The organism is Aquisediminimonas profunda (genome assembly GCF_019443285.1).
Lineage (GTDB): Bacteria > Pseudomonadota > Alphaproteobacteria > Sphingomonadales > Sphingomonadaceae > Aquisediminimonas > Aquisediminimonas profunda.
On record NZ_CP080327.1, the window covers coordinates 83,945 to 103,978 of the forward strand.

The window sequence follows — 20,034 nt, forward strand, 5'->3', positions numbered from 1 at the left end:
AAGGCGGCAACACCGCCATTCACCGGGCCCGAAAGAGGCACCCGGCCGTGCTGAATTAGGAAGCCAAAAGCCGAAAACAAGATTTGTTATGTAAAATTTTTTGCAGAAAATGCCGGTCGGCGGTTAGCCCAGAACTTCGGCAACAGCCTTTTGGGCAAGAGCCAGTTCGTCAGCGTATGGCATGGTCGCGTCGAGGTCGACGATCTTTGCACCATTGAACTTGAGAAGCGGCGTCACTGCAACCTTGGCCCTGAGAAGGTCGGCGGCGTGATCTGGCTTGCGGGTCATTGCAGTTTCGACGTCTACATTCAATCGGATGACAAGATCCGGCACATAAGACGCCATCCATTCGTAACTCGCACGTTCGCGGGCGGCGAGCGCGGCGACCATTCGGCCCTCTGGCCTTGCAGCCGACAGTCCCGGGCCATCGTAAAAGCCTGGCACATCCACCTGCGGGTAACGATCCGTCACCACGATGAATCCCTGACGGCGCAAATCGAGTACCTTTCTGAACCGCCGCCTCCTGAGCAACGAGAAGCCGTAGATCACAAGAGCAGTAGCCAAGCCGGGAATCTTTTCACCTTTGGTACGGGCCTGCCCGGCCCGTCTCGCAAGCTGCCTTTCGAGCAAGTGTCCAATCAGCGGCAGTGCCTTGATCTGGTTTCCGATTTGTCCGGAACGCAAGCCGAGATAGTGCGTCTCTGCGGGACCATAACGAGTCCGGACCCACTCAAGCAGATCTGCAGAGAGAGTGGATTTGCCAGATCCATCACATCCGATGACTGCAATAAGCGGTGCCAGTTCGGCCATCAGCTCAGTTCTTTGAAAAAGCCGATCATCTTGAGCCCGCCGATTGCAAACCGGACAACGACCAATGCAACATAGCCGTAAACCCAAGTCCACTGAGTTTGGTCAATAGAGGCAACGTCAAAACCAATCCGCGCAAACCAGGTCAGAAATACAGTCGTGACCAAAAGGAACAGCTTGTTCTGTTCGCGCCAGATCATGCGTTTCCACCAAAAGGGATATTTTGGCTTTACCCATCCGGAGAACCGCGGGAAAAGTGCAGGCACATCCTTTGCCCAAGCTGTGTGCGCCGCACCAAATTTGCCGCGCAGGAACTCCTCCTCATAGACCGAGATGCGCTCATATACGAGGATCGCCAGAAGGAAGACGATCACACCGAAAACCCAGCTTCCAGAGAGCATGGCAAGACCAGTGAAGTTCAGGATGCGGCCCAGGTATAGCGGGTTGCGGACCAGCGAATAGGGTCCGGTCGTGTTGAGTTCGCTTGCTTCGGCCGCGACCTTGGCCCGCCCCGAGGTGCCGAGCGCCGCAAAGCCGGACGTGAAAACGCGCACCAGCGCACCCGCGCTTGCAACGCCGAGCGAAATCCAGAACCAGACACAATCGGAGGTGCCATCGGAAAACGGACCAACGTCCCGAGTGAACCACGCAATCAATGTGGAGATCGCAATAATCGTGTAGATATAGGTGCCGCGAATAAAAAACAGGCGTTTGCCCGCCCTCGCCAATTCGTCTTGATACATATCCAGATTTGCCCTGACGCTTTTCCCGAGCGTCCCCTACGCGGTTTTTTTTGCCGCGCCTACCGTCAAGTTTCTCCTTTCGGGCAAATTTGGGCTACCGCCGAGGCCGGGCGAAATCCAGTCATGCAGTCACATGCGGGTGCCTTCAGTCGGAACTATTCCAAGCGCATCGAACCCGGCCGCTATGGCCAGTTGCACCTCGTCAACCAGGACATCAAGGGGAGTGCTGCTGTCAAAATCGACAATCGGCGCACCCCCAAAGCGGAGGCGACGCGTTGCCTCCACCTTCTGTCGCAGGGATTCGTAGCGATGATCCGGCTTGCGCGCGAAGGCGGTTTCAAGATCGACATTCAGACGAATGACGAGGCTCGGCCGAAAGCTGGCCATCCATTGGTATTGACGAAGTTCGAGCCGCGCCAACCAGCGCGTGAACCAACCCTTTGCCCGCGCGGCCGAAAGTCCGGGACCATCAAAAAAGCCGGGCACATCGGTTTGCGGATACCGGTCGGTGACAATGATCTGTCCGGAACGCCTCAAGCGCATCATGCGCCTGAAGCGCAGCAATCGGAATTGCGAAAAGGCGAAAATGACGAGCGCTGTAATCGGCCCGGGTATCGTGTCTGCCTTGTCGCGTGCCCGTGATGCCCGATTGTGGATCTTTTTGTCGAGCCCGGCCCCGACCAATGGAAGGCGCTGAATTGCCCGTCCAAGGTCGCCTGACTTGAGGCCTAGATGGGCAGTCTCGGCCTGACCATATCGACGAACGAAACCTATGACCGCCGCACTGACGGTCGTCTTGCCGGAGCCATCCGCCCCGACAATTGCAATCAATGGAGCAAGTTCAGACATGGCCGCGCAGCCCGCGCGCCGTAAGGACGCAACACACCATAAAAAGGCAAACACTCTACACATCCGGTCCGCGCCGGACGGCGCATCATATTTGGGCGATTTGAGGCAAAAACGTGATCCGAATTCCAGAATTTTCGATCTTAAATCCGTAGGTTACGATATTTTTCGAACAGGCAGATCAGTTGCATCCGAAGTGTAACCCGAAAGGGTAATTATTCGTCTGTTTCGTAAAACTCCCGATCCCGGGCGCACGAAGGAGGCAGCCCGGAGTGTTCAACAATGACCGATCACATTTCCGCGCCTGCAATGCGCGCGCGGACTAGCCATGCCGTTCCTGACCCTGTCCCTGACTGTAGTGACGCGTTGTTTGCGGAAATCCTTTTGAACGATCGGATAGATCTTGCCGCCGGTCTGCCGATGACAATCGGTCTGGATTTCACAACGACGCAACTCGAGCTCTGCTTTCGCGCCTCATCGCGCTTGTGGCACCATCAGCTTGAACGAGTGGCCCTTGTGCACATGACGCGAACCCTGAGAAAGACCGGAGACATCAGCGCGGATGACCGGTTGCGGTTCAAGCATGAGCGCGCCCGGTTCAAGCATTTGCGTTTTGCCTTTGCCATTTTCGGGGTTCGACACCGCTATCCGCCTGTCCTCGACGCCATCACCAGTGTCATGGGCAATGTGCAGGACGCATTCAAAAACGAACGGCACGTCTCCGTGCGGCGGAACGCTCTGTTGCTCCAAGCACTGCTGCATGCTGGTCCAGTGGCGCTGGTTGCGCGCGAGATCGATCGCTTTCGACCGGCATCGCCGGAATCCTTCCGATGCTATCTGGCCCGACAGGCGAACGGGATTGCCGCTTTCCTCGAACAGGACCGAGTCACAGCGCAGTCTTTCCATGACACACGTAAGATCGTAAGCCGGTTTCGTGCCGGGTTCGCGACACTCAAAACACTCTATCCTGATCCGGACATTGCAAGCGTGGCGGATTTCGTGGCGACCATCAACGGCTTGATGGGAAACTATCACGACGACCTGATGTCCGCTCATCTTCGCGGGCATCTCGACTATCATCGAGACCCTATCATCTTGCAGGATGATATTCGGCACCGCTTGCAAAGTCTCGCCTTGGCAATGCATTAGGCAATGGCTGCAGGCTCCGAGCGACTTCGGGGTTTGGGCATACAGGCAAGAAGCAGGCAAATCCGTGATGAACCCCGAGTGTGAAGGCAGCCGCAAGGACTGGACAGCCATTGTCCTCGCAGGCCAGCGGCCCGGCCCGGATCGGCTTGCCACGCATTTCCGGCAGCAGTGGAAGGCGCTTGTCTCCATTGGTGGGGAAGCGATGCTGACCCGTGTCGTGCGCACGCTGGCGGCCACGCCTGCTGTCCGAACGACGCTGGTTCTGGCTCAGGAACCAGAGGCTCTGCGCGAGGCCGCTGATGCTGGCGGTCCTGCAACCTTTGCAGCCAGCAGCGCCGGAATTTCAGCGAGCATCCTGCAGGTCGCCGGCACGCCCAAGGCACCCTGGCCCGTGTTCGTGACAACTGCCGATCACCCGCTGCTGACGCCGGCGATTGTGTCGGCCTTCCTCAATCAGGCAGGCGATTGCGATGTGGCTGTCGGAATGGTCGAAAGGCAGGTCATGCGGGCCGCATATCCGGACAACCAGCGCACCTGGCTGAAGTTTGCCGATGGCCACTGGTCAGGCGCCAATCTGTTTGCGCTCAATTCCGTCAAGGCTCAGGGGGCATTGACACTTTGGGCCGAAGCGGAACAGGACCGGAAAAAGGCCTGGAAACTGTTCTTCCATTTCGGCCCCTCGCTGGCGCTTAGAGCTCTGACACGAACAATCGGACTTGGTGATGCGCTGCAGATCGCAGGCAAGCGGCTTGGCCTTGTAGCGAAGCTCGTGCCATTGAGCGCGGCAGAGGCTGCAATTGATGTCGACAAGCCGTCCGATCACAGCCTTGCGGAACAAATCCTTTCAAAGCGCTAGGTCAGGCGCAGCGCCCGGCCCGTCTTGCCCATAGACAGCCGATCATCATGGGGCAGCGCGAAGCGGCATGACAGCCAAAGGGCCGCAAGCATCAATCCGACCGCAATGGGGAGCTGAACCCATTCCGGCAGGCTGTGCGAGAGGAGTGTCAGGACCAGACCCCCAGCCCCAAAAGCGGTTGTTCGCAAAAGCACCCTGCCGAACGGTTTGAAAAAGGGATGCAGCCGGTCATGCCAATAGAGCTGCGCCATTGGCAGGGCCGCAGCGACGATGAAACCGGACGCGACCGCGATCGTCATGCCGGTCAGTCCCCATTCGGGCATCAACACAAAGCCAATCGCAAAGGCGATGCCAAGCCCGGCAATACTAGCCAGCAGCTGCCGCCAATAACCACTCGTCACCTGCTGGATCGGTACAGCTGCACCGAGCACGGTTTCGATTACGCGCGCCGAAACAAGAATGACGACCGCAGGAAGTGCCATCGCCGCGCCGGTGCCGAACAGGTGCAGAATGGGCTGACCGGCAGCGGCCAGCACAAGTCCGACCGGCAAGGCAATCGCCAGCGACACGCGCGTCGCAAATCCATAAATTGCGCGCACTTCATCGACATGGTTCTGGCTTGCTGCCGATGCGAGTGGGGCAAGGACATAGGCAAAGGCAATGCGAACAACCTGCACGATGCTCGAGATCTTGCGGGCAATGGCATAGAGGCCGCCGGAAACTGCCCCGGCGCTTCCCGGCAGAAGCCAGTTGAGCACCAGCGAAGGTCCGTCCCCGAACAGTCGCGCGACCATGTTGGCTGGCAGCACGGCAAGGCCCGCTTTCCAGGTTTCATGAAAGACCGGGTCGAAGAGCCTGCCCTTGAAGAACAGCCGCAGATCGAAATGCCGTGCCAGGAGCCGGATGCAAAGCAGGCAGATGATCGTGAGCGATATGAGGTGCGCATAGAAGAGCGACATGGTCGAAAAGCCGGCGAGCCAGAAGCCTGTGGTGACAGCGAGGCGGATCACCTGCTCCCAGAAGATCCGAAGCCTGATCTCGGCGCCGAACACCCGCTTGGAGCGCAAGGCAGAGGTCGCGATCTCCACAAAGGCCCACAGCGGCAATGACCAGGCAAAGAGCGAGATGATGCCGACCAGCCGCGCGGAATCGGATTCCGCAGCATTGAACAGCGGAGCGAATTGCGCAGCTGCAAGTGACGCAACGGCCGCCACCAGCATGCACGGGCCCACCCCAAGGACAATGGCCGAACGAAGGGCCGAAACCTGCTCCTGTGGCGTGCGCGCCTGCGGCACGACCCGCTGCATCGAAGATGTCATGCCAAGATCGGCAACATTTTCGGCAAGGTTCACCGCAGCCCAGAGCACGGCATACAAGCCATAGCCAGCCAACCCGAACATCGCGACATAGATTGGCTGGGCAATGACTTCCATCACGGCGCCAAGGCGGGCCAGCAGTGTCGTCCCCGCGCCCTTGGCAACATCCTTGCTGGTGACGGCAGACGAGGTTTGCGATCCTGTTTCGGTCATTCCTGGAAGTCTTGCCCGGACCCGGGTTAATAGGCTGGTTGCGACATGTTCTTTCCGCGCTATACCGGAGGCAACCGCAAAATCGACAAGGAAAAAGCGATTGGGCGGTTGAGCGCTGGCTTTCCCCGCGCTATCGCCGCCGCTGCGAAGCGAAAAAGGGACACCTCATGGCCGAATTCCGCCTGCCCAAGAACAGCGTAGTCAAGAAGTCGGGTAAGACTCATGCCGCGTCTGCCGACGCCAAGCACAAACGGAATTTCAAAGTCTATCGTTTCGATCCCGACAGCGGTGAAAATCCGCGATACGACAATTTCGAGATCGACCTCGATGCATGCGGCCCGATGGTGCTCGACGCGCTCATCAAGATGAAGGGCGAACAGGACCCGAGCCTGACCTTCCGCCGGTCCTGCCGTGAAGGCATCTGCGGCTCTTGCGCGATGAACATCAACGGCAAGAACGGGCTGGCCTGCACGACCGCAATCGAGGATTGCAAGGGCGACGTCACAATCACGCCGCTGCCGCATATGGACGTGATCAAGGACCTGGTTCCCGATTTCACCCATTTCTATGCGCAATATGCGTCGATCAAGCCCTGGCTCCAGACAGTCACGCCAACGCCTTCGGGCAAGGAACGGCTCCAGAGCCCGGAAGATCGTGCGAAGCTTGACGGGCTTTACGAATGCATCCTGTGCGCCTGCTGCTCGACCTCATGCCCCAGCTATTGGTGGAATTCTGACAAGTTCCTTGGCCCGGCGATCCTGCTGCAGGCCTATCGCTGGCTTGCCGACAGCCGCGACGAGATGACCGGCGAACGGCTCGACGAACTTGAAGATCCCTTCCGCCTCTATCGCTGCCACACGATCATGAACTGCTCAAACGCCTGCCCCAAGGGCCTTTCACCCGGCAAGGCGATTGCCGAAGTGAAGAAGATGGTGGTGGAGCGGCATCTCTAATCCCATGGACATCGAAGTTTTCGACAGCCAGCCCGATCCGGAGCATCCAGGCTGGCTGACCTGGGAATTGAGCGACACGAGCCGCTACAACCACCAGATTCTGGGCAGACTGCTGATCCGTCCCGGTGACGCGGGCAAGGCCTGGGTGCGCATGTTTCCCGAACGCCGCCATTCCAACTTTGCGGACAATCTCCACGGCGGCACCGTCCTTGGCTTCATCGATGTTGCTCTGTTCGGCGCATGCCGGATCTTTGACCTGATCAATGCCGGAACGGCCGTCACTCTCGATCTTTCCGCCCAGTTCATCGGGGCCGGACAGATGGATGTTCCGCTTGATGCCGAGGTTGAATTGCTGCGCGAAACCCGCCGCCTGGTGTTCTTGCGCGGAATGGTCCTGCAGGGCGAAAACCGGGTGGCGGCATTTTCCGCCACTATCCGAAAAGCCACTGCGCAGTGACCCATGTCCTGGAGCGTTATGAAGGACTGATTGCAGCAGGCGAACTTCGCCCCGACCCGGAGCAGCACGCGGCTGCTGTGCGCCTCAATCAGCTTCAGGAGCAACTTGAAGCGATTCCGCCGCGTGGCAGCCTGATCTGGCGGCTGGGACGCGCCAAGGCCCCGGCCCCGAAAGGCCTCTACCTCTGGGGCGGCGTTGGCCGCGGCAAATCCATGTTGATGGACCTGTTTCACGAATGCCTGCAGATCGATCGCAAGCGACGGGTCCATTTTCACGAGTTCATGCTGGAGGTGCATGACCGGCTCCGGATCGAGCGCATGAAGGAGCGTGGCGATCCGATCCAGCCGGTCGTTGCCGCCATCGCCGAAGAGACACGCTGCCTCTGCTTTGATGAAATGGTGGTCAACAATTCGGCGGACGCAATGATCATGTCCCGCCTTTTCACGGGGCTGATCGACGCGGGCGTCACGCTTGTGACGACGTCCAACCGCGCCCCTGACCAGCTTTACAAGGACGGGCTCAACCGGGAACATTTCCTGCCCTTCATCGCGCTGATCCAGGACCGGCTGGATGTGCTGACGCTCAACGGGCCGACCGATTACCGGATGGAACGGTTGGCTGGCGTTACCACCTGGCATGTGCCGAACGGCCCGCAATCGACTGCGGCCGTGCGCGAAGCCTTTTTCAAGCTGACCGACTATCCGCCGGAAGATGCGGCCCATGTGCCTGCAGACGATATCGACGTCGGCGGCGGGCGGATGATGCATGTGCCCAAGAGCCTCAAGGGCGTGGCAGTCTTTTCATTCAAGCGACTGTGCGCCGAAGCCCGGGGCGCGTCCGACTATCTGGCCATTGCCCGACGCTATCATTCCGTGATTATTGTCGGGATTCCGAGGCTTGGCCCGGAAAACCGGAACGAGGCGGCACGCTTCGTGACGCTGATCGATGCGCTTTACGAACATAAGGTGAAGCTGATCGCCACGGCGGATGCAACGCCAGCCGACCTGTATGCCAAGGGCGACGGCCGCTTTGAATTCGAGCGGACAGAGAGCCGCCTGATCGAGATGCAGAGCCAGGCGTACCTGGCCGAGGGGCATGGCCAGGCTTGACGGGTTCAAGCCAGATGTTCGCGATACCACGCAATCGCGGCATTCATTGCCAGGTCGAAACCCGGCCCGCCATACACTTCGAAATGGTCGCCCGGCACGCGAACCAGCTGCTTGGGTTCGCCGGCGCGTGCAAAGGCTTCGAGAACCGGTGGCACGGGCGTAACCCGATCATCCTCGGCGACGATGACCAGCAAGCCGCGCGGTGCGAGGCGGTGAGCCCAAAGCCCCGGCTCATAACCGCGCACATGTTCGAATGAACTGAGGGTCACGGCATTGGTCCAGCTCTTCAATCGCACCTCATCGAAAAAGCGCCGTGCCGTGCTGCCCGGAAAAGCACAGGGTATGTCTGGATCGGCTGACGTGACTGCGAGCATCGTCGGCTCCCCACCCGCAAAGCGTCGTTCGCGCTCGCTGACCAGCAGTGCAACAAACGCATCAGCGTCGTTGCGGCTGGCGATCAAGTCCCACCCGGCCACGAACGGCACCTGGGACACGACGCAGCGGACGCGCGGATCGAGCGCGCCAGCCTGAATGACATGCCCGCCGGAAAAGCTCGAACCCCAAAGACCGATGCGGTCCCGGTCCACCCCGTCGAGCGTTCGCACAAACGATACGGCGTCGCGCCATGCCCGCAGCTGACGCGGGGGATCCACTTCGCCGCGCGGTTCGCCCGCCGAAAGCCCGAAGCAGGGATGGTCGAACGCGAGAACGGCAAAGCCAGCAGCCCGCAAGGCCTCTGCCTGCGGTGCCAATTGCTCCATCACCGCGGAAAAGCCGTGCGCCATCACGATGACGGGCACCGGGCCACTGCCTTCCGGGCGGTAGAGGCGCGCGGCCAGCAGCGTCGCTTCGCTCTCGAACTGCAAATCCTGAGGTTGGCCTGCCATCGTCTCGACTCCTGACTGCTCTTGCATCCTAACGGTTCGCAGGTGCGTTTGGATGCAAAGGGGCCGCGCCCTTGAATGCAAGACCCCGCTTCCCATATGGCGTCCATGTCGGCGATCACACCCCGCCGAGGATGGAAATACCCATGATTGACGTATGCCCCTTTGGCGGGCTCGGCCATGCAGACCATGGCTGGCTCAACACGCGCCATCATTTCAGCTTTGCCAACTACCATGATCCCGCTCGCATGGGCTGGGGTGCAATCCGCGTCTGGAACGATGACGAGATCAGCGCCCGCGATGGTTTCGCGATTACCGGGCTTGAACGGTTCGGCGTGACAGATGTCGAGGACAGCGAACTGGTGCTAGTCGACGCGCGATAGCCGAATGCGCTCCTGGGAAAGCAGGAGCCCATTTTCGATGCTAAACGCCGTTTGTCGTATGGACTCCTGCTTTCGCAGGAGCACGGTTTCCATTCCGGCAATGCTGGTCTAGGCAAGGCGCATCAGGAATCCGATGGAGTAACCGATGCGCCTTTCCCGCTTGCTTGTGTGTGCCGCCCTCATCCCCGCGCCTGCTCTTGCCGCCACTGACTGGCACGCAGAAGGCCGCGCGATCCTCGAAAAGGCGATTTCCGTTCCGACCGTGCAGGAACGCGCCGATCCCCGTCTGGGCGATCTGACGAGCTACCTCAAAGGCAAGTTCGAAGCGGCCGGCATCACGGATATCGTGATCAAACCCTATCTCAACACCCAGGCCATGATCGTGCGTTGGCCAGCGGCCGGCAAGGCCAAGGCAAAGCCGATCCTGCTTCTGGGTCATATGGACGTGGTCGAAGCCAAGCGCGAGGATTGGCCGCAGGCGCATGACCCGTTCAAGCTGGTCGAGGAAGACGGCTATCTCTACGGCCGCGGCACGACTGACATGAAGAACGGGATCACCGCGATCACCGTGGCTCTGCTCCGCCTGAAGGCCGAAGGCTTCAAGCCGAAGCGCGACATCATTGTCCTGTTTACCGGCGATGAGGAAAATGGCGGGCGCGGCGCGGAACTGGCGGCGACCGAATGGCGCAAGCTGACCGACGCGGAATATGCGCTCAATGCCGATGCGGGGGGTGGCGCCTTTCTGAAGGACGGAACGCCGCTTGGCTTCGGGCTCCAGACGTCGGAGAAAATGTACCAGAGCTTCACCTTCACGGTGCGCAATCCGGGGGGGCACAGTTCACGGCCACGGCCCGACAATGCAATCTATGAACTGGCGAGCGCGTTGAAAAAGCTGGAGACGCATCGCTTCACGCCTGCGCTCAATGAAACTACCCGCGCCTATTTCACGGCGCGGGCGACGCAGGAAAAGGGCGCTTTGGGCGACGCAATGCGCCGCTGGCTCAAGAACGAAAATGACAGCGAAGCGGCCGATCTGATCGAAGCCGATCCGACCGAAGTGGGCGGCACGCGGACTCGCTGCGTCGCCACCCGGCTGCTCGGTGGGCATGCCGATAACGCTCTTCCCCAGATGGCCCAGGCAACGGTCAATTGCCGAATCCTGCCCGGCATTCCGGCCAAGGACGTGCAGGCTGAATTGCAGGCTGCCGTGGGTGCTGGCGTCGAAGTCGCCCCCACCCTGTCGAGCCACCCGTCGCCCGCCTCTCCGCTACGGCCCGACGTGGTGAAAGCCTATACCGACAGCATTCGTGCGCGGCACCCGGGCTCGCTCATCATCCCGCAAATGTCTGCGGGCGCGACCGACGGCCTTTATTTCCGCGCGACGGGCATGCCCGTTTATGGCGTGGACGGCACATGGATTGTCATCCCCGATGACGAACGCGCCCACGGGCGAGACGAACGCATTCCGATCAAGAGCTTCAACGAGAATCTCGACCATTGGCATGACATGCTGACAAAGCTGGCCGGATAATTCCCTCTCCCGCTCGGGCAGAAGAGCTGGCCGCAGCTAAGGAACAAAGAGCACCGACACAATATTCGTCGCCCCTGCTCAGGGGCGACGCTATGGCGTCAGCGCTTTGCCCGGGCTGCCGCAATCGCCGCCTTGAGCTGGTCATAGCCGACGGCACCATTGAGCAGCGTGTCTCCCACGACCCAGCTTGGTGTGCCCGTCAGTTGCAGAGCGCGTTGCAATTCGATGTTTGTCGCGATTTCTTCCTTCACCGCGGACGAACTCTGGGCGGCCTTGGCGCGGTTCATGTCGACGCCGGCTTGCTGCATGGCTTCGCGAATGATCTGCGGCGTCAAACGCCCGGCCTTGTAGAGTGCCCGATGGAAAGCTCCATAATTGCCCTGTTCGGCAACGGCGAGGCTCGCAAGCGCGGCATCAAGGCTTTGCGGACCCAGGATCGGCAATTCGCGATAGACGATCTTCAGCTTCTTATCTTCCGCCAGCAGGCGATCGATATCGGGAAGGCTGGCCCGGCAATAAGTGCAGGCATAATCGAAGAACTCGACCAGCGTGACGTCCGCATCAGCAGCGCCTTCCCATGCCCCGGCATAGGGCTTTTCGATCTTCGCGCGATTTTCATCGACGATTTTCTTGTTCTCGCGGGCTTCGAGATTGCGCATCGCTTCAGGCAGGATTTCGGGATGCGTGAGGATATATTCACGCACCACCTGCTCGATTGCGGCCTTGTCTGCAGTGTTGATCGGCTGAGGTTTGTCCAGTGCGGAAACGGCAAGCGCACCGCCGCCCGCCCCGAGCAAGGTTGCAAGGATCAGCGTCATATTGGTTTTCAGTCCTTCATTCACCGGCGCTTGTGCTTTTCTTCATCGGCAGCGGTCTTGGAGACGAGCGCAATGTCCTGCGCACGTATCCAGTCAGGCGATCCCTGCGGCAAGCCGCGCACGGCAATTTCCGCATTGGCAAGCGCCAGCCTTGGCTGACCCTCGAGATGATAACGTTCCGCCGTTGCCATGGCTGCGCGTGCTTCATCCCCCTTGCGGTCATAGACCACGCCCAGTTGATACCAGGCGAAGGGATTTTCATTGTCCTTGGTGATCGACGCCTTGAGGACCTTTTCAGCCTCTTCGAAATTGGCCGGGTCTTCCGTTGCAATCAGTGCATGGCCGAACAGTGAGGCGATCAGGGGCTGCGCGTTGGTCTTGGCAAAGGCCTCTCGCAAGACCGGCAGTGCTTCCATCGGCTTGCCGGATTCGAGCAGGATCTGCCCCTTCAGTTCAAGGAAATAGGGATCGCCGGGAACGGCCTTCAGCAGGGCATTGGCTTCGTCCATCGCCTTGTCCGGATAGGCAGACCGGTGCCACGCATAGGCCCGGGCGTAGTGCGCCGGGATCGAATTGTTGGTTTCGGGAAAATCGCGCAGCGTTTCCGCTGGATCGGACACAAAGCCCTCAAGCTTCGCCTTCACGCGCTGGAATCGTGCTTCGAGGGCGGGATCGGTCGGCTTGTTCCAGGCGGGATCCGCTGAAAACTTGTCCTGCAGGATGACAATGCGATCCCCCGTCACCGGGTGATCCGAAGCAAAGCTGTCCTGCGTTGTCGCGCCATAGCGGAATTCATAGCCCTGCAGCTTCTTGAAAAAGCTGATCATGCCCTTCCCGCTGATGCCGGTCGTGGTGAGATAGGTCTGCGCGGCCGAGTCCGCAGTTGCTTCCTGCGTGCGCGAAAATGCGAGATATTTGTTGATTGCCAGTTCCTGCCCGGCGCCCAGAATGCCCACGCCAGCATCACCGGCTCCTGCGGCAATTGCCGCTGCGCCGAGCAGCAGGCTCAGCAGCATGATGCCCGTTGCCTGCTTGATCCCTTCCTGCGAGCGGAGGACATGGCCGCCGGCCACGTGCCCGAGCTCGTGCGCAATCACGCCTTGCACCTCATTCGCGTTGTCCGCCGCGGCCAGCAGTCCGGAATGGATGTAGACATCCTGCCCGCCCGCGGTGAAGGCGTTGATCGACTTGTCTCCGATCAGCACGATCCGGACATTGCGCGGATCGAGCCCCGCTGCCTTGATAAGTGGCAACGAAATATCGTGGAACAGCGCTTCGGTTTCGGCATCGCGCAGGATCGACTGCGCCATGACCGGCTGCACCAGCAAGGGCCACACAAGGAGGAACGCAAAGAGCGCACGGAGGATCGAACGGGGCCGAAAAGCAAGCAAAGCCATAACTCTAACTCTCACCTTCCCCGCCTGAACCGGAGCTGAAAACGCCGCCGGATCAGGATTCCGGCCCGAAGGTCCTTTGCCACCAACCACGGCGGGGTGATCCATCGGTTGCTTCGGCGGTCTGCGCTGCGACAGGCGCAGCTTGCGCGGCCTGAGCTGGTTCCGCCTTGGGCTTGCGAACACGCTTGGGCTTTTCAGCAGGCGCTTCCGCAGAAGGCGCGGCAGGAGCCGCTTCGACCGGTGCGACTTCGGCTGCAGCCTTGTCCGCCTTGGGTTCGGCCTTCTTGCGTGAACGCTTCGGCTTTTCTGCGGGTGCTTCCGCAGCCGCAGGAGCTTCCACGATGGCCACCGGTTCGGCGGCGACTGCTTCGGCGTCAGGCCTTGCCTTGGACGGCCTGCGGCGCGTCTTCTTGGGTGCAGCTTCGGCAGCAGCCTCTGTGACATCGCTCGGTGCCTCGACCGGTGCCGATTCTGCTGCATCGTCGCTTGCGACAGCATTTGCAGCCTCTGGACGATCGCCCCGACGACCACGGCCACCACGACGGCCGCGACGGCCACGACGATGGCCCCCTTCCTCTTCACCTTCAGCGTCGCTCGTTTCGCGGGGCGCTTCGGCTTCACCCTCTTCCGAGGCTGGACGCTCATCACCCTCTTCACGACGCCCGCGACGACCGCGCCGACGACGCGACCGCTTGCGACGGCCTTCGGAGTCACGGCCTTCACGGCTCTGGCTTTCGGTCTCGCCGGCGTCTTCATCCTCGTCCTCGACATCCGCTTCGATGTCGAGATCGTCATCATCCTCAATCAGGAGTGGCTCGATCTTTGGGCGATAAGCTGGCGGCGGACCGCTGGCTTCAACGACCATGCGGGCGCCTTCGGTTTCTCCGTCCGGGAAAATGTCAATCGACACGCCATAGCGTTCTTCGATCTCCGCCAGTTCGGCGCGCTTGCGGTTGAGGACGTAGATCGTCGCTTCCTGGCTCGCGCGGAGCGAAAGGCGGCTGCCATTGCCCTTGGCGGCTTCCTCTTCAAGCAACCGCAAGGCAGAGAGAGCAGCGGACGAGGCCGTGCGAACAAGGCCTGTGCCTTCGCAGTGGGGGCATTGACGGGTCGAGGCTTCGAGAACACCGGTGCGCAGGCGCTGGCGGCTCATTTCCATCAGTCCGAACGAACTGATCCGGCCGACCTGGATGCGGGCGCGATCGTTCGCGAGTGCCGCCTTCATGGCCTTTTCGACCTTACGAACGTTGGAGTTGTGCTCCATGTCGATGAAATCGATCACGACCAGCCCGGCCATGTCGCGCAGACGCAATTGGCGGGCAATTTCCTGCGCCGCTTCAAGGTTGGTGCCGACGGCTGTCGCTTCGATCCCGTGTTCACGTGTCGAACGGCCGGAGTTGATATCGATCGAGACCAGGGCCTCGGTCGGGTTGATGACCAGATAGCCGCCCGATTTCAGCTGGACGATCGGCTGGTACATCGCATTCAACTGATCTTCGACATGATAGCGCTGGAAGAGCGGGACCACATCGGAATAGGGCTGCACGCGCTTGGCATGGCTGGGCATGAGCAGCTTCATATATTCCCGTGCCGCGCGATAGCCTTCTTCGCCTTCGACGATCACTTCGTCGATATCCTTGTTGTAGATATCGCGGATCGCGCGCTTGATCAGGTCGCTGTCGTTGTGGATCAGGGCCGGCGCCGACGATTTCAGCGTCGTTTCGCGGATCGTATCCCAGACGCGGGCGAGATAATCGAAGTCGCGCCGAATTTCGACCTTGGTCCGCTGGAGCCCGGCCGTGCGGACAATGCAGCCCATCGTGCGCGGCAGTTCGAGTTCGGCCATGATCGTCTTCAGCCGCTTGCGATCGGCGGCATTGGAAATCTTGCGACTGATGCCGCCACCATGCGTCGTATTCGGCATGAGGACGCAGTAACGCCCGGCAAGGCTCAGATAGGTGGTGAGAGCCGCGCCCTTGTTGCCGCGTTCTTCCTTCACGACCTGGACAAGCAGAACCTGCCGCCTGTGGATAACGTCCTGGATCTTGTAGCGACGGCGCAGTGCCATGCGCTTGGCTCGAAGCGCGCTTGCTGCGGCATTGCCGTCACGGCCATTGCTGTCTTCAGTATCGCCGCCACCGACTGTTTCAGCGCGGGGGACATCGCCGTCTTCGTCTTCATCGCTGTCGTCCGGCTCGACATCGGCATCGGGCCGATCATTGTCGCGTCCGTCGTCCTCGTGATGCCCGTCAATCGGTTCGTCATCGCCTTCGGCTTCGCGAAGCCGTTCTTCCTCTTCGGCATGCTCCGCTTCTTCACGCAGCAGGGCTTCGCGATCTTCCTTAGGGATCTGATAGTAATCGGGGTGGATTTCCGAAAACGCCAGGAAGCCGTGACGGTTTCCGCCATAATCGACGAACGCCGCCTGAAGCGACGGCTCCACGCGCGTCACCTTGGCAAGATAGATATTCCCTTTGAGCTGCTTGTGCTCGGCCGATTCGAAATCAAATTCCTCGATCCGGTTTCCCTTGGCGACGGCCACGCGGGTTTCTTCCCGGTGGCGGGCGTCGATCAGCATCCGCATTGTCATGTATAAATCTCCGGGCGCTGCGGGCGGCAGATAGGCCAGCCAGTCCAGCGCGAATTAAAGGGGGCGGGGGCGGCAGCAGAAACTGCAATCGCTTTGCCCCGGATTGTTGTGTCTTGTTTGCGTCTGCTGCGGCGGCACCCCTGGCCAGTCTGACCAGGGCTTGGGTCCCTACCCGCGCAATGCCCGAAAACGGCATGCGGTGCGGAAGCGGGAAAATATGCCTCATGCAGCGTCAACCTGATGGATTGGCGGGATAATCCCGGCAATCGGTGAATGGTTGCAAAGCCCGTTGCTTCGCGACCGGTGAAGCGTGCTAGCACCGCTGTCACCTCACCGCAACAGATAGGATCGCGAGACCCCCATTTCAAACCCGGCTGACGCGCAGCATTTTGTTAACCATGGCTTGGCCACTGCCAAAGCCGGGCTATAGTAGGCCATGCCCCTCGCAATGTTTGCGTCCATCCTGCTTTCGATGCCCTGGCCGGTTGCGGCGGACACGGCTGCGCTCGCGTCACGCAAGCGCAGCCGGTACAGCCTGACGATCCTCCTTGATCCACCCGGCACGGCGCTTCCCCGACCGCGGATCTATGGGCCGGCCGGGCGCCCGCTTGTGGTGATCGATGCCGGGCACGGCGGTCATGATCCCGGCGCTGTTTCGGCAGAGACGGGGCAGCGGGAAAAGGACATCACGCTTGCCGTCGCTCAGGCTATCAAGGCAGAACTCATCCGGTCGGGCCGGGTGCGCGTCGCACTGACGCGGGAGGATGACCGCTTCCTTGTCCTTGGCGAGCGATCGGAAATCGCCCATGCGATCAAGGCTGACCTGTTCATTTCCATCCATGCCGACAGCGCACAACCCAGCAGCACTGCAAACGGCGCCACCATCTACACCCTGTCCGAAGTCGCCTCGGACCGTGAAGCACAATTGCTCGCCCAGCGCGAGAACCGGGCCGACATCATCAACGGGGTCAACCTCGGCCGGCAGCGCGGCGAGGTGGCGTCGATCCTGCTCGACCTTGCCCAGCGCGAATCGATGGACGCCTCGGCAGGGTTCGCCAACCTGCTCAAGCGCGAGGCAACCGGCCTGATCCCCTTCCGCCCCGATTTCCACAGGATGGCAGGCTTTGTCGTCCTGAAAGCCCCCGACATGCCATCGATCCTGCTCGAAGTCGGCTATGTGACCAACCCGGACGATCTGGAACGACTGGCCTCGGATAGCGGCAAGATCAACATCGCCCGCGGCATCCGGCGCGCAGTCGAAATCCATTTTGCCCGAAAGCTGGCGGAGCGGTGAAGCACTGCAGCACATTTATAGTGACGAATTGCACGAAGGGGCACACCGCGCCATCGACAGGCGCCCGCCGCGACACAAATTGCTTCCCCCTCCAGCGATCTGGCTCTAGACGCTCGGCGTGATGGATGATGCGTCTGAGAGTCCCGGGCTGAAGGTCCGCCTGCGCCATGAAATGGACAGGGCAATCGCACTGTGGCGGGACTATTGGCAGTTTAAGTGGTTCCGCGTCTTGGCCTACGCAGCGGGCGCAGTCATGCTTGGCTGGATCATCATCTGGCTCCTTTTCGCCCGCAACCTGCCGTCCGTCGACCGCCTGAAAACCTATGAGCCGCCCCTGCCGACCTATGTGCGCGGTTATGATGGTGCGCCGGTGCACAGCTATGCGCGCGAGCGCCGCGTGCAATTGCGATACGAGGAGTTCCCGCCACTTCTGGTGCGCGCCTATCTGGCTGCGGAAGACAGGACCTTCTTCCAGCATAGCGGCCTCGACTATCCCGGCATCATCGCGGCGATCTTCACCAACATGATGAGTTCAGGCCGCCCCGTTGGCGCATCGACGATCACGCAGCAGGTTGCCAAGAACCTGTTGCTGACCAACGAGGCGAGCTATGTCCGCAAGGTCAAGGAAGCCATCCTTGCCAAGCGGATCGAGAGCGCTCTCACCAAGCAGCAGATCCTCGAGCTTTACCTCAACCAGATCGATCTCGGTCGCCGCAGCTTTGGCGTGCAGGCCGCCGCGCGTGCCTATTTCGGCAAGGACGTGGGGGAACTGCAGCTGCACGAAATGGCCTATCTCGCGATCCTGCCCAAGGGGCCGTCGAATTACCGGCCGGAACGTTTTTACGACCGCGCCCTCAAGCGGCGGAACTGGGTTCTGGGCGGCATGCTCAAGAACGAGTTCATCACGCAGCAGCAATATGACGAGGCGATCCGCCATCCGCTGGGCATCATTCCGCGCGTCGCAGCGACGAATGAGTCGATCGGCGGCTATTATACCGAGGAACTGAGGCGGCAACTGATCGCGAAGTTCGGGGAGAATTCCGACGGCGGCCGCAATCCGTTCAGCGTCTATGACGGCGGGCTGTGGGTGCGATCCTCGCTTGATCCGAAACTCCAGCAATATGCTGAAAGCGCCTTGCGCGACGGGCTTGTCCGCTATGATCGCGGCAAGGGCTGGAGCGGACCCATTCGCACAATCGAAATCGGCAACAACTGGGCGCAGCAACTGGCCGCGGCCAACCTGGGCGCAGGCTATCCCGACTGGCGTGTCGCAGTCGTCCTGTCCAAGGGCCCCGACTCCATCCGCCTTGGGTTTGCAGATGGACGGACGGGCATGATGCCGGCGTCTGCCGCGACCATGCCGCGCAGCCGCACGGCAGAGACGGCCTTCAGCCAACTGAAGCCCGGCGACGTCATTGCCGTGAAGGCCGAAGGTGGCCTCTGGAGCTTGCGCAACATACCGGAGATTTCCGGCGGGATGGTCGTTGAAAATCCGCACACGGGGCAGGTTCTGGCCATGCAGGGCGGCTTCGATTCGCGCATCGCATCCTACAATCGCGCGACCCAGGCCGAGCGCCAGCCGGGATCGAGCTTCAAGCCCTTTGTCTATGCCGCAGCGCTTGATGCCGGAATGACCCCTGCAACGATCATCGTCGACGGCCCGTTCTGCGTGTTCCAGTCCGCACGGCTGGGGCAGAAATGCTTCCGCAACTTCACCGGGGGCGGTTCCGGCCCGCACACGATGCGCTGGGGTGTGGAGCAATCCCGCAACCTCATGACAGTGCGTGCCGCGTCGCAAACGGGGATGGACAAGGTCGTCAAGATGGCAGCATCTGTCGGCATCAGCGATCCCGGCAAGAACTATCCGCAAGTGCTCTCGATTGCGCTCGGTGCCGGAGAAACGACCGTTTCCAAAATGGTCAACGCTTATGCAATCCTGGTGCGCAACGGCGTGGACGTCCGCCCGACGATGATCGACTTTGTTCAGGACCGCTATGGCCGGGTCCGCTTCCGCGCCGATACCCGGCCCTGCAACCGCTGCAACATGGCCGAATATGATGGCAAGCCGATGCCGCGCCCGCCAGCCCGCACCAAGCAGGTAATGGACCCGCTGACAGCCTACCAGGTTGTCCACATCCTTGAAGGCGTCGTCCAGCGCGGCACTGCTGTTGGCCTGCGCGACATGAACCGCCCGCTGTTCGGCAAGACCGGAACGACGAGCGGCCCCACCAACGTCTGGTTTGTCGGCGGATCGCCCGATCTCGTCGCCGGGCTCTACATGGGCTATGATACGCCGCGCTCAATGGGCGGCTATGCTCAGGGCGGCACCGTGGCCGTGCCAATCTTCCGCGACTTTGCGCAAAAGGCGATGAAGGATGTGCCGATTGTTCCCTTCCGCGCGCCGCCCGGCATCCGGATGATCCGCATCGATCGTGCCTCCGGCAAGCGCGTCTTTGGAACCTGGCCGACGAACGATCCCAAGGCACCGGTGATCTGGGAAGCGTTCAAGCCTGAAAGCGAACCACGCCGCTCCATCCGTCGCGACGAATTGCTCGATGCCAAGAAGAAGAGCGACCTCCTGCCCGGCAAGGCTGGCCCCGCCGCCAACCAGCGCGACACCGAGTTCTTGCAACGCGAGGGCGGAATCTACTAGGGCCACCGCAACCCTGAAACACGTCAGACTCTTGG

16 protein-coding genes and 1 pseudogene are annotated in these 20,034 nt (G+C 60.9%); 9 read left to right on the forward strand and 8 right to left on the reverse strand.

Annotated elements, in window-relative coordinates:
- Nucleotides 1–123 precede the first annotated feature (123 nt).
- The 3 genes from K0O24_RS00440 to K0O24_RS00450 form a co-directional block, all read right to left on the reverse strand.
- Complete coding sequence (locus tag K0O24_RS00440; protein ID WP_219893894.1) at nt 124–810, reverse strand: nucleoside/nucleotide kinase family protein; 687 nt, start codon at nt 808–810, stop codon at nt 124–126.
- Nucleotides 810–1,550, reverse strand: coding sequence for a methyltransferase family protein (locus tag K0O24_RS00445; RefSeq protein ID WP_219893895.1), 741 nt, complete (start codon nt 1,548–1,550; stop codon nt 810–812). The genes K0O24_RS00440 and K0O24_RS00445 overlap by 1 nt, the downstream gene beginning before the upstream one ends.
- Nucleotides 1,551–1,679: 129 nt before the next feature.
- The gene (locus tag K0O24_RS00450; protein ID WP_219893896.1) at nt 1,680–2,399 is read right to left on the reverse strand and encodes a nucleoside/nucleotide kinase family protein; all 720 of its coding nucleotides are present in this window, start codon (nt 2,397–2,399) and stop codon (nt 1,680–1,682) included.
- 279 nt (nt 2,400–2,678) lie between these two features.
- Between K0O24_RS00450 and K0O24_RS00455 the strand changes: the two genes are divergently transcribed.
- Nucleotides 2,679–3,545, forward strand: a complete 867-nt coding sequence (locus tag K0O24_RS00455; protein ID WP_219893897.1) for a hypothetical protein — start codon at nt 2,679–2,681, stop codon at nt 3,543–3,545.
- A 67-nt stretch (nt 3,546–3,612) separates the two neighbouring features.
- Complete coding sequence (locus tag K0O24_RS00460) at nt 3,613–4,401, forward strand: nucleotidyltransferase family protein (RefSeq protein ID WP_219893898.1); 789 nt, start codon at nt 3,613–3,615, stop codon at nt 4,399–4,401.
- Here K0O24_RS00460 and K0O24_RS00465 read toward each other — a convergent pair.
- Nucleotides 4,398–5,930, reverse strand: a complete 1,533-nt coding sequence (locus tag K0O24_RS00465) for a lipopolysaccharide biosynthesis protein (RefSeq protein ID WP_219893899.1) — start codon at nt 5,928–5,930, stop codon at nt 4,398–4,400. The genes K0O24_RS00460 and K0O24_RS00465 overlap by 4 nt on opposite strands.
- A 167-nt stretch (nt 5,931–6,097) precedes the next feature.
- Between K0O24_RS00465 and K0O24_RS00470 the strand changes: the two genes are divergently transcribed.
- From K0O24_RS00470 to zapE, 3 genes are read left to right on the forward strand one after another with little or no spacing between them, the layout of a single operon-like run.
- A complete protein-coding gene (locus tag K0O24_RS00470; RefSeq protein WP_219893900.1) occupies nt 6,098–6,883 on the forward strand; it encodes a succinate dehydrogenase iron-sulfur subunit in 786 nt (261 codons plus the stop codon).
- Between the two features lie 4 nt (nt 6,884–6,887).
- Nucleotides 6,888–7,340: a PaaI family thioesterase gene (locus K0O24_RS00475; protein ID WP_219893901.1), complete on the forward strand. Its 453-nt coding sequence runs from the start codon at nt 6,888–6,890 to the stop codon at nt 7,338–7,340.
- Entirely contained in the window at nt 7,337–8,449 is a 1,113-nt protein-coding gene (zapE, locus tag K0O24_RS00480; protein WP_219893902.1) for a cell division protein ZapE, read from the forward strand. Before K0O24_RS00475 ends, zapE begins: the two co-directional genes overlap by 4 nt.
- A gap of 5 nt (nt 8,450–8,454) precedes the next feature.
- Here the strand turns inward: zapE and K0O24_RS00485 are convergent, their stop codons facing one another.
- The gene (locus K0O24_RS00485; protein WP_219893903.1) at nt 8,455–9,336 is read right to left on the reverse strand and encodes an alpha/beta hydrolase; all 882 of its coding nucleotides are present in this window, start codon (nt 9,334–9,336) and stop codon (nt 8,455–8,457) included.
- 143 nt (nt 9,337–9,479) lie between these two features.
- On the opposite strand from K0O24_RS00485, the pseudogene K0O24_RS00490 reads away from it, so the two are divergent.
- Together K0O24_RS00490 and K0O24_RS00495 are read left to right on the forward strand one after the other, a co-directional pair.
- A pseudogene (locus K0O24_RS00490) lies at nt 9,480–9,641 on the forward strand (pirin family protein); the annotation flags it as partial.
- Nucleotides 9,642–9,861: 220 nt separating this feature from the next.
- Complete coding sequence (locus K0O24_RS00495; RefSeq protein ID WP_219893904.1) at nt 9,862–11,247, forward strand: M20/M25/M40 family metallo-hydrolase; 1,386 nt, start codon at nt 9,862–9,864, stop codon at nt 11,245–11,247.
- Nucleotides 11,248–11,345: 98 nt separating this feature from the next.
- On the opposite strand, the gene K0O24_RS00500 is transcribed toward K0O24_RS00495, so the two are convergent.
- The 3 genes from K0O24_RS00500 to K0O24_RS00510 are packed head-to-tail and all read right to left on the reverse strand — an operon-like array spanning nt 11,346 to nt 16,052.
- Complete coding sequence (locus K0O24_RS00500) at nt 11,346–12,065, reverse strand: DsbA family protein (protein ID WP_219893905.1); 720 nt, start codon at nt 12,063–12,065, stop codon at nt 11,346–11,348.
- A gap of 20 nt (nt 12,066–12,085) precedes the next feature.
- Nucleotides 12,086–13,462, reverse strand: a complete 1,377-nt coding sequence (locus K0O24_RS00505; protein WP_219893906.1) for a M48 family metalloprotease — start codon at nt 13,460–13,462, stop codon at nt 12,086–12,088.
- A 52-nt stretch (nt 13,463–13,514) separates the two neighbouring features.
- Entirely contained in the window at nt 13,515–16,052 is a 2,538-nt protein-coding gene (locus tag K0O24_RS00510) for an Rne/Rng family ribonuclease (RefSeq protein ID WP_219893907.1), read from the reverse strand.
- Between the two features lie 436 nt (nt 16,053–16,488).
- Here K0O24_RS00510 and K0O24_RS00515 point away from each other — a divergent pair, with 436 nt between their 5' ends.
- The gene (locus K0O24_RS00515; RefSeq protein WP_219893908.1) at nt 16,489–17,346 is read left to right on the forward strand and encodes an N-acetylmuramoyl-L-alanine amidase family protein; all 858 of its coding nucleotides are present in this window, start codon (nt 16,489–16,491) and stop codon (nt 17,344–17,346) included.
- A 121-nt stretch (nt 17,347–17,467) separates the two neighbouring features.
- A complete protein-coding gene (locus K0O24_RS00520; protein ID WP_219893909.1) occupies nt 17,468–19,999 on the forward strand; it encodes a penicillin-binding protein 1A in 2,532 nt (843 codons plus the stop codon).
- Nucleotides 20,000–20,034: the final 35 nt, after the last annotated feature.

What these genes read in the sequence shown, in the direction of transcription:
- K0O24_RS00495 (WP_219893904.1), top strand. Translation starts at nt 9,862, where the DNA reads ATGCGCCTTTCCCGCTTGCTTGTGTGTGCCGCCCTCATCCCCGCGCCT.
- K0O24_RS00445 (WP_219893895.1), bottom strand. Translation starts at nt 1,550, where the DNA reads ATGTATCAAGACGAATTGGCGAGGGCGGGCAAACGCCTGTTTTTTATT.
- K0O24_RS00475 (WP_219893901.1), top strand. Translation starts at nt 6,888, where the DNA reads ATGGACATCGAAGTTTTCGACAGCCAGCCCGATCCGGAGCATCCAGGC.
- K0O24_RS00505 (WP_219893906.1), bottom strand. Translation starts at nt 13,462, where the DNA reads ATGGCTTTGCTTGCTTTTCGGCCCCGTTCGATCCTCCGTGCGCTCTTT.
- K0O24_RS00470 (WP_219893900.1), top strand. Translation starts at nt 6,098, where the DNA reads ATGGCCGAATTCCGCCTGCCCAAGAACAGCGTAGTCAAGAAGTCGGGT.
- K0O24_RS00465 (WP_219893899.1), bottom strand. Translation starts at nt 5,930, where the DNA reads ATGACCGAAACAGGATCGCAAACCTCGTCTGCCGTCACCAGCAAGGAT.
- K0O24_RS00460 (WP_219893898.1), top strand. Translation starts at nt 3,613, where the DNA reads ATGAACCCCGAGTGTGAAGGCAGCCGCAAGGACTGGACAGCCATTGTC.
- K0O24_RS00500 (WP_219893905.1), bottom strand. Translation starts at nt 12,065, where the DNA reads ATGACGCTGATCCTTGCAACCTTGCTCGGGGCGGGCGGCGGTGCGCTT.
- K0O24_RS00455 (WP_219893897.1), top strand. Translation starts at nt 2,679, where the DNA reads ATGACCGATCACATTTCCGCGCCTGCAATGCGCGCGCGGACTAGCCAT.
- K0O24_RS00515 (WP_219893908.1), top strand. Translation starts at nt 16,489, where the DNA reads ATGCCCCTCGCAATGTTTGCGTCCATCCTGCTTTCGATGCCCTGGCCG.
- K0O24_RS00440 (WP_219893894.1), bottom strand. Translation starts at nt 810, where the DNA reads ATGGCCGAACTGGCACCGCTTATTGCAGTCATCGGATGTGATGGATCT.
- K0O24_RS00510 (WP_219893907.1), bottom strand. Translation starts at nt 16,052, where the DNA reads ATGACAATGCGGATGCTGATCGACGCCCGCCACCGGGAAGAAACCCGC.
- K0O24_RS00520 (WP_219893909.1), top strand. Translation starts at nt 17,468, where the DNA reads ATGGATGATGCGTCTGAGAGTCCCGGGCTGAAGGTCCGCCTGCGCCAT.
- K0O24_RS00485 (WP_219893903.1), bottom strand. Translation starts at nt 9,336, where the DNA reads ATGGCAGGCCAACCTCAGGATTTGCAGTTCGAGAGCGAAGCGACGCTG.
- K0O24_RS00450 (WP_219893896.1), bottom strand. Translation starts at nt 2,399, where the DNA reads ATGTCTGAACTTGCTCCATTGATTGCAATTGTCGGGGCGGATGGCTCC.